Annotated in this window: 14 protein-coding genes; 4 read left to right on the top strand and 10 right to left on the bottom strand. The window is 68.0% G+C overall.

The window, feature by feature from the left end; genetic code table 11:
• The first annotated feature begins 117 nt into the window (after positions 1–117).
• Positions 118–954, top strand: a complete 837-nt coding sequence (locus tag AC07Y4_RS03350; RefSeq protein WP_062473075.1) for a metal-dependent hydrolase — start codon at positions 118–120, stop codon at positions 952–954.
• Positions 955–959: 5 nt separating this feature from the next.
• Here the strand turns inward: AC07Y4_RS03350 and AC07Y4_RS03345 are convergent, their stop codons facing one another.
• The 8 genes from AC07Y4_RS03345 to AC07Y4_RS03310 form a co-directional block, all read right to left on the bottom strand.
• The gene (locus tag AC07Y4_RS03345) at positions 960–1,553 is read right to left on the bottom strand and encodes a hypothetical protein (protein WP_070060930.1); all 594 of its coding nucleotides are present in this window, start codon (positions 1,551–1,553) and stop codon (positions 960–962) included.
• 226 nt (positions 1,554–1,779) lie between these two features.
• Entirely contained in the window at positions 1,780–2,028 is a 249-nt protein-coding gene (locus AC07Y4_RS03340) for a hypothetical protein (protein WP_056580179.1), read from the bottom strand.
• Positions 2,015–2,374: a hypothetical protein gene (locus AC07Y4_RS03335; RefSeq protein ID WP_370680636.1), complete on the bottom strand. Its 360-nt coding sequence runs from the start codon at positions 2,372–2,374 to the stop codon at positions 2,015–2,017. Before AC07Y4_RS03335 ends, AC07Y4_RS03340 begins: the two co-directional genes overlap by 14 nt.
• 26 nt (positions 2,375–2,400) lie before the next feature.
• Positions 2,401–3,312 (bottom strand): DUF6999 family protein, encoded by a 912-nt coding sequence (locus tag AC07Y4_RS03330; RefSeq protein ID WP_487846780.1) that lies wholly within the window; start codon positions 3,310–3,312, stop codon positions 2,401–2,403.
• Positions 3,296–5,215, bottom strand: coding sequence for an iron-containing redox enzyme family protein (locus AC07Y4_RS03325; RefSeq protein ID WP_487846779.1), 1,920 nt, complete (start codon positions 5,213–5,215; stop codon positions 3,296–3,298). Before AC07Y4_RS03325 ends, AC07Y4_RS03330 begins: the two co-directional genes overlap by 17 nt.
• A 4-nt stretch (positions 5,216–5,219) precedes the next feature.
• Positions 5,220–6,161 carry a fatty acid desaturase family protein gene (locus tag AC07Y4_RS03320; protein ID WP_487846778.1) on the bottom strand — a complete coding sequence of 314 codons (942 nt, stop codon included), beginning with the start codon at positions 6,159–6,161 and terminating at the stop codon, positions 5,220–5,222.
• A complete protein-coding gene (locus AC07Y4_RS03315; RefSeq protein ID WP_487846777.1) occupies positions 6,142–6,915 on the bottom strand; it encodes a sterol desaturase family protein in 774 nt (257 codons plus the stop codon). The genes AC07Y4_RS03320 and AC07Y4_RS03315 overlap by 20 nt, the downstream gene beginning before the upstream one ends.
• A 9-nt stretch (positions 6,916–6,924) precedes the next feature.
• A complete protein-coding gene (locus tag AC07Y4_RS03310) occupies positions 6,925–8,490 on the bottom strand; it encodes a phospholipase D family protein (protein WP_487846776.1) in 1,566 nt (521 codons plus the stop codon).
• A 132-nt stretch (positions 8,491–8,622) separates the two neighbouring features.
• Here AC07Y4_RS03310 and AC07Y4_RS03305 point away from each other — a divergent pair, with 132 nt between their 5' ends.
• Together AC07Y4_RS03305 and AC07Y4_RS03300 are read left to right on the top strand one after the other, a co-directional pair.
• On the top strand, positions 8,623–9,180 hold the full coding sequence (locus AC07Y4_RS03305; RefSeq protein ID WP_095745539.1) for a peroxiredoxin: 558 nt from the start codon (positions 8,623–8,625) through the stop codon (positions 9,178–9,180).
• Between the two features lie 55 nt (positions 9,181–9,235).
• On the top strand, positions 9,236–10,669 hold the full coding sequence (locus AC07Y4_RS03300; RefSeq protein ID WP_062473096.1) for an aldehyde dehydrogenase family protein: 1,434 nt from the start codon (positions 9,236–9,238) through the stop codon (positions 10,667–10,669).
• Positions 10,670–10,693: 24 nt separating this feature from the next.
• Here AC07Y4_RS03300 and AC07Y4_RS03295 read toward each other — a convergent pair whose 3' ends face one another.
• Together AC07Y4_RS03295 and AC07Y4_RS03290 are read right to left on the bottom strand one after the other, a co-directional pair.
• Entirely contained in the window at positions 10,694–11,620 is a 927-nt protein-coding gene (locus AC07Y4_RS03295; protein WP_487846775.1) for a ZIP family metal transporter, read from the bottom strand.
• Positions 11,621–11,639: 19 nt separating this feature from the next.
• The gene (locus AC07Y4_RS03290; RefSeq protein ID WP_487846774.1) at positions 11,640–12,278 is read right to left on the bottom strand and encodes a superoxide dismutase; all 639 of its coding nucleotides are present in this window, start codon (positions 12,276–12,278) and stop codon (positions 11,640–11,642) included.
• Between the two features lie 251 nt (positions 12,279–12,529).
• Between AC07Y4_RS03290 and AC07Y4_RS03285 the strand changes: the two genes are divergently transcribed.
• Positions 12,530–13,819, top strand: coding sequence for a serine hydrolase domain-containing protein (locus AC07Y4_RS03285; protein ID WP_487846773.1), 1,290 nt, complete (start codon positions 12,530–12,532; stop codon positions 13,817–13,819).
• Positions 13,820–13,859: the final 40 nt, after the last annotated feature.

Below are 13,859 nucleotides of genomic sequence, written 5' to 3'. Positions count from 1 at the left end.
GTGCGATTCATTTTCCTACGCCTTGGTACTTGACAGTACCAGTTCACAATTGCACCATGGCGACACGCGGTACGGAGTTGTACCAACTTTTACCCACGAACTCAGGAATTGCCCCCCATGACCGAACTCGTTGTCCGCCGCCTGCTGATCGACCTGCAACCGCCCTTCTCGCACGACTGGTGCGGCGGCGATGCCTTCTCGACCGCCTTCTTCAACGCCTTGTCGATGAGCTTCCCCTTCGGCGAGCAGTTCTTCATCGACGCCGTGCGCGACGCCATGGCCACGCTGCCGCCCGAGGTGCAGGAACGCCACCGCGCCGACGTGCGCGGCTTCATCGGCCAGGAGGCGACGCACCGGCGCATCCATTCGCTGTTCAACGCGCACCTCGAGCAACAAGGCCTGGTCGATCGCTGGACCGCGCGCGCCAGCCAGCGCATGGAACTGATGGACGGCGCCGATCCGCGCCATGCGCTGGCCGTGACGGCCGCCACCGAGCACTTCACGGCGATGTTCGCCGAGTGGCTGCTGGCCCGCCCCGAGATCCTCGACGGCGCCGAGCCCCGGCTGCGCACGATGTGGCTGTGGCACAGCGCGGAAGAGCTGGAGCACAAGAGCGTGGCCTTCGACATCTACAAGGCCGCGGGTGGCTCCGACGAATGGCGCACGCGCTGGTTCCGCCGCGTGACGGTGATGTTCCTCGGCGACCTGATGCGCCAGACGGTCGACAACCTGCGGCATGAAAAGCAATTGTGGAAGTGGGCCACCTGGAAGAGCGCCGCGCGCATCCTGCTGGGCCGCGGCGGCCTGCTGCGGGGCAATCTCGCGGGCTGGCGCCAGTACCTGCGCAGCGACTTCCACCCCGACCAGCAGGACAGCAGCCTCTCGGCACGCTGGCTGGCCGACAACGGCGCGCAGTTCACGCCCGTGGGCGCGCCTGCGGCCACGTCGGCCTGAGTTCGTCAGTAGATGCTGGCGCGGTGCGGGCTCAGCGCGCCCGCCTGCGTTGGCTGCCCGTCGGCGCGCAGCGTGAGGTCGTGCAGCGTGTCGAAATCGGACGGCGCGTCGGGCACGCGCATCACCACTTCGAGTTCGTGCATGGACGCCACCCAGCGGCCGGCCGGCGATTCGGCCGGTTCGTCATTGGCGAACACGCCGTCGCGGATGTAGAGCGTTTCGCCTTCGGGGCGTTCGCCGTGCAGCTCGATCAGGCGTGCGATCGAGAAGTTGTAGGTCACGAGTTTTTCGCGCGTGCGGCGGTCCTTGCCGCCGCAGTTGAACGAGCCCTCGGCCGCGATCACGATGCAGGAGCCGTCCACCCCGCCGTCGATGGCGATCTCGTTGCCCGAGCGCCAGATGGCGTTGGGCAGGCGCACGCGCACCTTGTCGATCACGAGGTCGCGTTGCTTGTTGAGGGCACCCAGCGGCGGCACCAGCGAGCGCAATTGGCGCAAGCGCTCGGCGAAGTTGTCGTCCATGAGGAATTCGACATGGTGCGTGGCGCTGCCGGACGAGCGCTTGACGACCTGCATGACGACGTGACGTGGCTTGTTCACAGCTCAGGCCCTCCACGCAGAGAAAAATCCACGCCCGCTGCGGGGCACCGATCGCCTTCTTGCTGGATTTGAGTGGTCATCGGCTACAAATTAGAACTTTAGATTAAATGCAATTACTTGCATCATTTGTGTCCAACTGTATATCGATTGCGACCGGGATGGAAGGCAATCGACGACATGCCGATGAGGCCATGTCGCCAACGCGACGCGGCGCCGTGCTAGGCGCTCAGCTCGACGATGCTTCGGCCTCGAGGGCCTCGTCCAGCGCCTTGCACGAAGGCGCGCAGACGGTCTGCGACTTGCCCAGCACCTGGCGCGTGCGCAGCTGCGAACGCACGCGGTGCTTGCCGCACATGAAGCAGGACATCGTGGCCCCGCTGAACGACGCCGAAGCGCGGAACGGAGAGCCCGGCGCCTTCGATTTGTAGCGCAGCCCGTCCGCCACCACTGCCGTTTTCACTTCACCCTTGGCCATGCATCTTGTCCTTGTTCGATTCGTCACCGCGCATGGCGCGGGCAATGGCTTCCCTGGCTGCGCCTTCGGCGGCCAGGGAAACGTCCAGCGCCGAGCGGCAAAGGCCGGCGTGCTGGTAATTCATATTTTCGTAGACCTCGGAGGCGGCCGGATAGGCATCGAGCAACTGCCCCAATTCGGCACCGGGCTCGACGTCTTCGAATTCATGCACCAGGTGCTCGACCACCGAGCGGTACTGCTCGGCACCAACCGGCACGGCGCTGTGCTCAAGCCTCTCCAGCAGTTGAGCCAGCACGTGGGTCACTGCCAGATCGGTCTTGGGAGACGGATTTCGGGTCGTGTTCATGGTTTGCATGTGGGGACAGCATACCCCTATGCAAGGGGCGGGTCGCGCGGAAGTGTCTCTGCCGACATGGCTTCCTGCGCCGCACGCATGCGCTGGAGCAGGCTGTGAAGCATTTCGGTCGACAGGCCGTGGATCACCAGCCGGTGCCCGGCCCGCAAAGTCGACAGCGGCACCAACGGATGCTTGTTGTTGACCAGGATCAGGTGCTCCGGCGCGTTCAGGATCGTCGCCGCGTAGATGCCGATGGTTTCGTCCAGTTGCAAGGAGTTGGCGGCGCGCCAGAAATCGTTGTCGGTCAGCATCAGCTGGTACAGCGGCGTGAACAGCTCGATGGCGCTTTGCAGGTCGAGAAAATTGAGCTTGCCCTGGGGCATGTCTTCCAGCCGCAATGCCGGCGGCTGGATCATCGAGAAATCGACCTGCTCGGCCTTGCACAGCGCCAGCCCCTTGTCGCGCAACGCCGTGTTCAGCCGGATCACGAAGTTGAACAAATTCAGGTCGTGCTTCAGGAACATCTCGTCCTTCAGCGCGTCGATGTCGGCCGGCTCCAGCGGCGAGGTACCCACGGGCGCGGGCGAGTTGCGACCGATGAAGGCCAGCACCTGCGAACCCAGGTGAAAGTGCCGCAGGATCAGCCAGTTGGCCTCGGGCGACACGAAGCGCTTGAGCCCCCACGCCAGGAAGCGGTGCAGCAGCAGCGAGTGCGACCAGTTGCGCGGCACGAACACCTTCACGATCTGGATCAGGATGATCGTCAGCCGCGCAATCGGCCGCAGGAACGGCAGCAGGTACTGGCGCGAGGCCGAGCTCGAATCGGCCAGCCACGCCGCCTTCACGTCGTCGGGCAGCGGCGTGCTCTGGTCGAGGTACAGCGCCAGCCACGGGCTGGGGTCGCGCTCGTCGTGGGCTTGCGTCAGGAATTCAGGCGTTCGATCCATGGGGCATTCGTTCGGTGATGTGCTGGAACTGCATCAGGTACAGCGCCGCCGTGTGGCGCGCGGTGTCGGCAATCTGTCGGGCGGCGCGGGCCTGCCCTTCCACGGCCATCACCATCTCGACCGCGGCGAGCCAGCGGTTCAGGTGGTGCTCATCGTTGTGGCCGTGGTACTCGAGGAAACGGAAGGCGTCGGGCGGCAGCTTCAGGCTGGCCTTGAGCAGCGGCAGCAGCGCCGGCACGATGCGCTGGCCGGTGCCTTCGATGATGTAGATCGCGCCCAGGAGGCCGATCGGGTCGCGCGTGGCGGCCAGGCCGTGCAGGTAGGCGTTGAGCGCCTCGCCGCCGGGGTTGCGGCGCAACGCATCGATCGATTCGACCGTGCCGCCGGCCTTGCGGTAGTCGCTGAAGAGAATGTTGAAGTCGTTCTGCTCCTCGCCCGCGTGCACGTCGATCAGCGACGACAGCATGCGGTACGGCTCGCTCAGCGAGGCGGCGCCTTCGCGCATCCACAGGCTGCCTTCGCGCACCTGCGGCACCCACTGCTCCATCCAGTTCAGGTAGTCGGGCACGGCAAAACGGCGCTCGCGGATCTGGCGGATCAGCGGCGTGCGCCACACGCGCGAGCGGTAGTCGTGCCAGATCGCGGCCAGCTCGGTCAGCAAGGCGCCCAGGCCCTCGGGCGCGGCGGCCGGGTCGTGCGGGGGCGCGATGACGAGGTCGTCGTCGGGCACGACCGCCGCCGCGCGGGGCGCGATCACGACAGGCGCCGCATCGACGGCCTCGACCTCGAGCAGCATGTACGCCGCCATGAAGCGCCCCGACTCCGGCACATAGCAGAAGATCTGCTCGCCCGGCTTCAGCGCCTTGGTGTGCAGGAACTCGGCCAGCATCACGAGGATCGATGCCGCGCCGGTGTTGCCACGCCACGCGAGGTTGCTCCACCAGCGCTCGCGCGGAATCGCCAGGTCGGCCTTGGCCATCAGGTCTTCGACCACCGGGATGAATTTTTCCGACGAGTAGTGGCACAGGAAATGGTCGACCCGCTTCGGATCGACCCAGCCGTCGCGCACCAGGCCCGCGTACTCATGGATGCCGATGTCGAACAGGTGCGGCAAGAGCCGGATGTCCTGGCGCAACGACAGCGCGCCAGCCGCCTCGGCCTCGGCCCACGAGCCGAAATCGAGGTGCCCGCGCGCGCGGTCTTCAGTCAGGCCGAGCTGCATGCACACCGGGTAATCGCCCGAGAAGGCGCGCTGGTGCACCCACTTCAGCTTCAGGCGCAGCCCCGGCTTGCCGGCCAGCGCGGGCGTGCCGTCGGACAGCAGCAGCGCGCCCGCGCCATCGGACAGCATCCAGCGCAGGAAGTGCGAGTCGAAATCGGTCTCGTAGCCGCGCGCGGCAAAGCGCGAGCGCTTGAATAGGCGCGACGGCATTTCGCTGGCCACCGCCAGCGCCGAACGGTGCGCGCCCAGCTCGATGCCCTGCGCCGCCGTCTGGATCGCCGACACGCCGGCCGCGCAGATGCCGTGCACCGAATGCGTTTCCATCGGCTGCGCCGCCAGCTCGCCCTGGATCATGTTGGCGAAGCCGGGCATCAGCGTGTCGCCGCCCGAGGAGCCGCTGGCCAGCAGCGACACGCGCGACAACTCGGCCCCGCCGCGCTGCAGGCAGTCGCGGATCGCGCCGGCCGCCAGCTGCGCGTTGGTGTGGCGCGTCACGCCTTCTTCGTCGATCGCGTAATGTCGCGTGAGGATGCCGTTCTCGGCCAGGATGCGGCGCTTGATGCGCTCCGACATGCGGTTGAGCGGCGCGATGTACGCGTCCATGCGGTCGTTGGGAACAGGCTCGCCGGGCATGAAATAGCCGGCGCTTTCGAGGTACACGCGTTGGAATGAAACGGGCATGGGTTCAGGCAATAGGTGAATCGGGAGGCATCAGCGAGCGGCTGCGAAAACGCGGCCACACGGTCCCCAGCACGAAGACGCGCACCATGTACGGCACCAGCCCGCCCTCGTTGAGCGCGGGCGCGACCTGCGCGCGGTAGCGCGTGTGATGCAGGTGCGTGAGCTCGGACCAATGGGCATGCGGGTTCTCGTGGTGTGCGGTGTGCAGGCCGATGTTGAACAGCAAGGGGTTCACCAGCCCCTCGAAATTGCGCGCGTAGTTCAGCTGGCTACCGCGGGTATCGCCGGGTGCCTCCTTGCGCGGCGTCTTGCGTCCGTCGGCGTGCGCGTGCTGCAGGTAGTTGGTGGCCAGCAGCCAGTGCAGGCCGTGCAGCTGCGGCACGATCACGAACAGCAATGCCTTGCGCCAGTCGATCACCAGCAGCACGGTCCAGCTGGCCAGCCACAGCGCGTACTGCGCCATGCAATAGCGCCAGGCGCCGCGGTGGTGCCGATGCAGCCGCGCGAGCCAGCCGAAGAACAGCGGCATCAGCACCCACACCGCCTGGAACGGATGCAGCAGATAGCCCCACAGATGGTTGGTGTCGCCGCCGAAGCGGTAGGTGCGCGCCACGTCCTTCGGTCCATGGCGATGGCGATGGTGGTTGGCCACATGCGCGGGCCAGAAGACGAAGGTCGGGTGGCCTTGCAGCAGCGTGATCCAGAAGTCGGTGAACCGGTTCATGCGCCGACCGCGCCACATGCGCAGGTGCACGTGGTTGTGGTGGATCACGCCGATGCCGAGCGTGAGGAACAGCATCAGCGCATACGGCACCACCTGGAAACCGTGCACCCACTGCCACGCCGCCAGCGCGGGCAAGGCGACGAGGTACGCGAGGCTTTGCCAGTCGCGCCAGTGGCGCAGCCGCGGCAGCCGATGGCGCGCGTCAGGCCGTCGTGGCGCCATGCTTCTTTCGAAACGCCTGGAACAGTGGCTCGGCCGCGTCGGCCGCGATGCGCGTGCGGAACAGCCGGTCCATGAAGGTGAACTGGAAGCCGTAGTTGCCGTTGTGCACGGCATGGTGCAGGTGGTGACGGCGGCTCGCGGCGAACCAGTGGCTGTACGACACGCCGGGCATGAAGTCGTAGTTCGAATGCCCGACGCAGTTGAAGAACAGGCTGAAGACCGGCACCGACGCCAGCGACCAGAAGCTGAAGTCGTGCAGCACCATCGGCAGCAGGATCACGTTGCCGAGCATCAGCGCCTCGATCGGGTGAAAGCTGTAGGTGGCCCACGGCGTGGTCACGAACGAGCGGTGGTGCGGGCCGTGGAAGCGGCGCAGCCAACGCGTGTGCAGCAGCCGGTGGTTGAGCCAGAAATGCACGTCGTTCCACACCGCGAGCACGAGGATCTCGAGCCCGATGCGGCGCCAGCCCGCGTCGGGCTCGAGCCGCGCCCAGCCCAGCTGCAGCAGCCCCCATGGAAACACCATGCCCAGCCCGAAGATCAGCACCGAGATGCCCGATTGCGTGAGCTCGCGCCGCAGCTGGCCGGGCTGCAGCGGCCGCGGATCGAGCGCGCGCCCGATGCCCAGCGCCGGCAGCACGCGCTTCGTGAGCAGCCAGGTGAGCGCGCCGAAACCCAGGTAGATGCCGCCGAAGAACAGCAGGCCCCACAGCATGACCTGCGGGGCCGAAAGAGAAGTGAAGGTCTGCGCCATCCCCCGAGGCTACAACAGCATCTCGGGCACCAGCGGGGAGATCAGGGTGTTGTACAGGCGCTGGAAGAAACCCGACTCGGGTTCCGAGGTGAGGATCACCTCTTTCTCGCCGTCGTTCGTGAGCCACTCGAGCGTGCCGCCCTCCTTCGACAGCCGCAGCCGGTACGAGTTCTGCAGCTTGCTCACGTGGATGATGCGCAACATCTCGCGCGCCAGTTGCGGGTTGTCGACCACCACGCCCATCTCGGTGTTCTGGCTGGCCGAGCGCGGGTCGAGGTTCATCGAGCCGATGAAGATGCGCGTCTTGTCGATGGCGGCGGTCTTGGCGTGCAGCCGGCCCAGCGAATTGCCGAAGCTGCCGAAGCGCATGCTCGCGGTGGTGCGCTGCGGGCTCAGCTCGTACAGGTCGGCACCGCCTTTCAGCAGGCGCTCGCGGTAGCGCGCGTAGCCGGTGTGCACCAGCGGCTCGTCGTTGGCGGCCAGCGAATTGGTCAGCAGCGTGAGCTTGACCTTGCGCTTGGCCAGGTCCTCGAAGGCCGCCATGCCGCGCTCGCCCGGCACGAGGTAGGGCGAGGTCAGGTCGACCTCGGTCTTGGCGTCGAGCAGCAGCGCCCAGACCTTCATCGTCACGCTGGTGGCAATGGCATCTTCGGCCGTCAGCGTCGTGGGCTTGGAGGGCGGGTCGGCGATGGCGCGGGCCTCGCCCCACAGCAGGCCCATGCGGCCGCCGTCGAGCTCTTCGGCGATGGGGCCGTAGCCGAGGATGTCGGAAGGCGGCAGCACGACCTTCGGCGGCGGGCCCGACATGCCGATCTCGGCATCGAAGGTGGCCGCGCCGGCCTCCGCGCGCACGATCTCGGCGATGGGCCAGACCTGGTCGCTGTTCCAGTAGGCGTCGAAGATGCTCTCGAGCTGCGGCACGACCTTGCCGACCACCAGCGCGTCCATGTCGATGAAGTTCTGCGCCTCGCTCAGCACGAAATACTCGTCGGCGATGTTGCGCCCGCCCACCACCGCCATCGCGCCGTCGGCGATGAAGAGCTTGTTGTGCATGCGGTGGTTGAGCCGGTGGATGTCGAAGATCGACACCACGAAGCGCGAGAGAAACCCGTCGCGCGCGCAGCAGAACGGGTTGAACAGGCGCACCGACACATTGGGCGTCTCGGACAGCGCCAGCAACAGCTGCTGGCTCTTCACCGTGTACAGGTCGTCCACCAGCACCCGCACCTTCACGCCGCGCGCCGCCGCCTCGCGCAGTGTGCGCAGCAGCAGCCGACCGGTGGCGTCGTTCTCGAGCTGGTAGTACTGCACCACCAGTGAGTGCTCGGCGCGCTGCGCGAGCTGCAGGCGCGCGTCGAGCGAGTACACGCCCAGCGGCATCAGCCGGAAGCCCGAATGCTCGCCGGGCGGCGTGGAGGCCGTGGCGATCTTCGCGAGCGCGGTGCCCGGGTCGGCCGCGACGGCGTGCTCGGCCGGGCGTTCGCGCGCCGGCGGCAGCGAGCCGCACGCGCCGAGCAATGCCAGCAGCACGCCGGCCAGCGCCGTGCGCAAGAAAGACCGGGCCCAGGCATTCATGATCGGATTCCTCTTGTCGTTGTGGTTGCCATTGCCCTGATGTACGCCGCCACGCCCGCCGCGGTTTCAGCGAGGACCCATTTCGCAAGGCACCGTCCTAGAATTCGGTTCACTTCGCTTCGGAGTTACATCATGGCCCGATCGCTCCTTTTGCGCACCGCTTTGTGGGCCGCGGCCCTCGCCGCCGGGGTACCCACTGCCCACGCCGCACTCGACATCGGCGACCCGGTGCCCAAGTTCACGGCCACGGCCGCACTCGGCGGCAAGACCTTCCGCTACTCGCTGGCCGAGGCGCTGGCCAAGGGGCCGGTGGTGCTGTACTTCTTTCCGGCGGCCGACTCCAACGACTGCTCCATCGAAGCCCACGCCTTCGCCGAGGCGGTCGACCAGTTCGCGGCGCTGGGCGCCTCGGTGATCGGCGTGTCGGCCGACGACATCGACACGCTCTCCAAGTTCTCGGTCAAGTCCTGCCAGAGCCGCTTTCCGGTGGCCTCCGACCAGGGCAAGACCGTGATCCAGGGCTTCGACGCGCTGATGCAGACCCGGCCCGACTTCGCCAACCGCCTGTCGTACGTGATCGCGACCGACGGCAAGGTCGCCTACTACTACCAGAACCTCAACCCCGACAAGCACGTCGAGCGCATGCTGAACGCTGTGCGCGCACTGCCCAAAGCCACCGCGGCGAAGTAAGGCGGGCCGGCCGGGGCGCCACGCGCGGGGCAGGCTTCGCGCAAAATCTCGCCCCATGCAGCTCAACTACATCGCCAACGCGGACGTTCCCTCCGCCTCCGGCCGCACCCTCCCCGTCATCGACCCTTCGGACGGCCAGCCTTTCGACGAAATCCAGCGCAGCAACGCCGCCGACATCGACGCCGCCGTGCGCGCCGCGCGCGACTGCTTCGAGGGCGTGTGGCACAAGGTCAGCGCCGCCGACCGCGGCCGCCTGCTCTTCAAGCTCTCGCAGAAGATCGCAGAGCACGTCGACGAGCTCGCGCTCATCGAGCAGCGCGACTGCGGCAAGCCCGTGAAGCAGGCCCGCGCCGACGCCGTGGCGCTGGTGCGCTACTTCGAGTTCTACGCCGGCGCCTGCGACAAGCTGCACGGCGAGACCATTCCCTACCAGGACGGCTACAGCGTCTTCACCTGGCGCGAGCCGCACGGCGTCACGGGCCACATCATTCCGTGGAACTACCCGATGCAGATCTTCGGGCGCAGCGTGGGCGGCGCCCTGGCGGCCGGCAACGTGTGCGTGGTCAAGCCCGCCGAAGACGCCTGCCTGTCGCTGATCCGCGTGGCGCAATTGGCGGCCGAGGTCGGCTTTCCGGCCGGCGCGCTCAACATCGTGACGGGCTACGGCCACGAGGTGGGCGACGCGCTCGCGCGCCACGAAGGCATCGACCACATCAGCTTCACGGGCAGCCCGAAGATCGGCACGCTGATCCAGCAGGTGGCGGCCGAGCGGCACTGCCCGGTCACGCTCGAACTCGGCGGCAAGAGCCCGCAGATCGTGTTCGCCGACGCCGACCTGGACGCGGTGATTCCCGTGGTGATCAACGCCATCGTGCAGAACGCCGGCCAGACCTGCTCGGCGGGCTCGCGCGTGCTGATCCAGCGCGACATCTACGAGCCCCTGCTCGAGCGCCTGGGCCATGCCTTCGAGGCCCTGCGCGTGGGCCCCGCGGCGATGGACCTCGACGTCGGCCCGCTGATCCGCCAGACGCAGCAGCAGCGCGTGTGGGACTTTTTGAGCGACGCGCAACACGCCGGCATCCCGATGGTGGCGCAGGGCGTGGTGGTCGAGGAAGCGCCCGAGACCGGCTTCTACCAGGCCCCGACCCTGCTGCGCGACGTGCCCGTGGGCCACCGCCTGGCGCAGGAAGAAGTGTTCGGCCCCGTGCTCGCCGCGATGCAGTTCGCCGACGAGGACGAAGCCGTGGCCCTGGCCAACGCCACCCAGTTCGGCCTCGTGGCCGGCGTCTGGACGGCCGACGGCGCACGCCAGTTCCGCATGGCCCGGCGCGTGAAGAGCGGCCAGGTGTTCATCAACAACTACGGCGCGGGCGGCGGCGTCGAACTGCCGTTCGGCGGCGTGAAGTCGTCGGGCTACGGGCGCGAGAAGGGTTTCGAGGCGCTGTACGGCTTCACCACCCTGAAGACCATCGCCGTCAAGCACGGCTGAGGCTGACGACGCCGCGCCCGTGCGTCAGCCCAGCGCGGTGTCCAGCAGCATCATCAGCACGAAGCCGATCATCAGCCCGCTGGTCGCATAGGCCTCGTGCCCCTTGCGGTGCGACTCGGGAATGATCTCGTGGCTGATCACGAACAGCATCGCACCCGCCGCGAAGCCCAGCCCCCAGGGCAGCAGCATCGCCGAATGCCCCACCACCGCCGCGCCGAGCACGGCGCCCAGCGGCTCCACCAGCCCCGAGGCCATGCCGATCAGCACCGCGAACAGGCGGCTGTAGCCTGCGGCCAGCAGCGCCACGGCCACCACCAGCCCCTCGGGCACGTCCTGGATCGCGATGCCGGTGGCAAGCGCATCGGCGCGCACGCCGTTGTTGGCCGCGTAGCCGACGCCGATGGCCAGGCCCTCGGGCACGTTGTGCAGCGCGATCGCGAACACGAAGAGCCAGGTGCGGCGCAACTGCCGCCCGCTCTGTCCTTCGCGACCCTTGATGAAATGCTCGTGCGGCAGCACGCGGTCCATGGTCATGAGCACCAGGCCGCCCAGCAGGATGGCCGTGCCGATCACGCCGCCGGCGGCCCAGTCGCCACCGCCGAAGACGCCCGTCGACTTGGCGGCGTCCAGCCCGGGAATGATCAGCGAGAAGGCGCAGGCCGCGAGCATCACGCCGGCGCCGAAGCCGAACAGCGTGTCCTGCAGCTTGTCGGGCAACCTCTGCGAGAACAGCACCGGCAGCGTGCCCAGCGCGGTCGCCAGCGCCGCCACCGAGCCGCCGCGCAGCGCGTTCCACACCAGCGGGTCGGCGCGCACGAAGGACCAGAACTGCGACGCCAGCGCCAGCGCGCCGGCCGCGACGATGGCAAAGCCGATCCATTCGCGCAACGGGCGCGGCGACCTCGGCGGCGGCGCTGTGGCCACCGTGCCCTGCAGCTGCGTGTCGTCCATGGGCGGGCTCCTCTTCGGCTCATCGGCCGCCGGTCGCGGCGGCATGGCGGCGGGCCACCTCGGCCCAGTTCACCACGTTGTAGAAGGCCGCGATGTACTCCGGGCGGCGGTTCTGGTACTTCAGGTAGTAGGCGTGCTCCCACACGTCCAGGCCCAGGATCGGGGTCTTGCCCGAGCCGATGCCGCGCATCAGCGGGCTGTCCTGGTTGCCGCTGCTCTCCACGGCCAGCTTGCCGTCGGCACCGACGACCAGCCAGGCCCAGCCGCTGCCGAAGCGCGTGAGCGCGGCCTTGGTGAAGGCGTCCTTGAAGGCGTCGAAGCCGCCCAGGTCGGTGTCGATGGCCTGCGCGAGCGCGCCCGAAGGCGCCCCGCCGCCGCCCTGGCCCAGGGGCGCCATCACGGTCCAGAACAGGCTGTGGTTGGCATGGCCGCCGCCGTTGTTGCGCACGGGCGCGCGCAGCGCCTCGGGCAATTCCTCGACGCCGGCGACGAGGGCTTCGACCGGCGTGTCCTCGTGCGGCGTGTCTTTCAACGCCGCATTCAGGTTGTTCACGTAGGTCTGGTGGTGCTTGCCGTGGTGGATTTCCATCGTCTGCGCGTCGATGTGGGGTTCGAGCGCGTCGAAGGCATAGGGCAAGGCTGGCAGGGTGTACGGCACGGTTCGGAAGCTCCTTGTTGGAAGAGAGCCCTTTGCGTGGTGCTTGTGCTGCGTACTCAGGCGCTCAAATGATAGTAATTCTCATTGTCTGCGTCAAGATATCGGCGCCATAGATGCCGCCAATCGGCCAGCTCGTCGCGCGCCGCCCTGCGGCCCATCCACCGATACACTGCCCCGCGACCGGTTCGAACGGACGGCGTCAAGACCGTCCTGCCGGTTCCATCCTTCCACCACCGACGGAGACAACACGCATGACCTTCCTGAAGCGCCGCGCCCTGGTGCGCACGGCCCTGCTCGGCCTGAGCCTCGCCCTGCCGCTGCTCGCCACCGCCCAGTCGCTGCCCACCGCCCGGCCCGAGTCGGTGGGCCTCTCGAGCGAACGCCTGCAGAAGCTCACCGACGTGCTCAAGGCCGATGTGGCCGCCGGCAAGATCCCCGGCGCGGTGCTGCTGGTCGCGCGCCAGGGCAAGGTCGCGTGGTTCGAACCCGTCGGCAAGCTCGACGCCACCGCCGGCACGCCGATGCCGCGCGACGGCATCTTCCGCATCTACTCGATGAGCAAGCCCATCACCACGGTCGCCGCGATGATGCTGGTGGAGGACGGCCGCATGAAGCTGGACGACCCCGTCGCCATGTACCTGCCCGAGTACGCCCGCATGACGGTGGGCATCGAGAAGCCCGGCGCCGACGGCAAGCCGGTGCTCGAGACCGTGCCCGCGCGCCGCCCGATCACCGTGCAGGACCTCATGCGCCACACCTCGGGCCTGACCTACGGCTTCTTCGGCCCGGGGCTGGTGAAACATGCCTACAACACCGCCAACCTCGCGGACGGCGACCCGACCAGCGCCGAGTTCTCGCAGCGCCTGGCCAAGCTGCCGCTGGCCTACCAGCCCGGCACGACCTGGGACTACAGCTACTCGACCGACATCCTGGGCCGCGTGGTCGAGGTGGTGTCGGGCCAGTCGCTGTACCAGTTCGAAAAGGCGCGCCTGTTCGACCCGCTGGGCATGAAGGACACCACCTACTACGTGCCCGAGCCGGCGCGCCAGCCGCGCATCGCCGAGCCGCTGCCGAGCGACCGCAGCTTCGGCGTGGGCGCCGACCTGAACGACCCGCGCATCGTGCGCAAGTTCGAGTCGGGCGGCGGCGGGCTGGTGTCGACCGCGTCCGACTACGCGCGCTTCCTGCAGATGCTGCTCAACGGCGGCACGCTCGACGGCACGCGCTACCTCGGCCCGCGCACGCTGGCGCTGATGACAACCGACCATTCGAACGCCGGCGCCGGCATCGTGCCCGGCCCGCTGTACCTGCCTGGCCCCGGCTACGGCTTCGGCCTGGGCTTCGCGGTGCGCCGCAACGACGGCGAGGCGCCCTACCCGTCCGGCGGCGGCGAATACAACTGGGGCGGCGCGGGCGGCACCTACATGTGGGTCGATCCGAAGAACGAGCTGTTCGTGGTGCTGATGCTGCAGTCGCCCAAGTACCGCACCCACTACCGAAGCCTCGCGCGCAACATGGTCTATGCAGCAGTGCTGAAGTAGCCCGCATGGCGCGCGGTCGCGGGCCATGGCGCAAAATCGG

Source organism: Variovorax sp. GW460-12-1-14-LB1, from assembly GCF_059423605.1.
The sequence above is the reverse complement of the archived record's forward strand: the minus strand, read 5'-3'. Positions and strand labels throughout refer to the sequence as shown.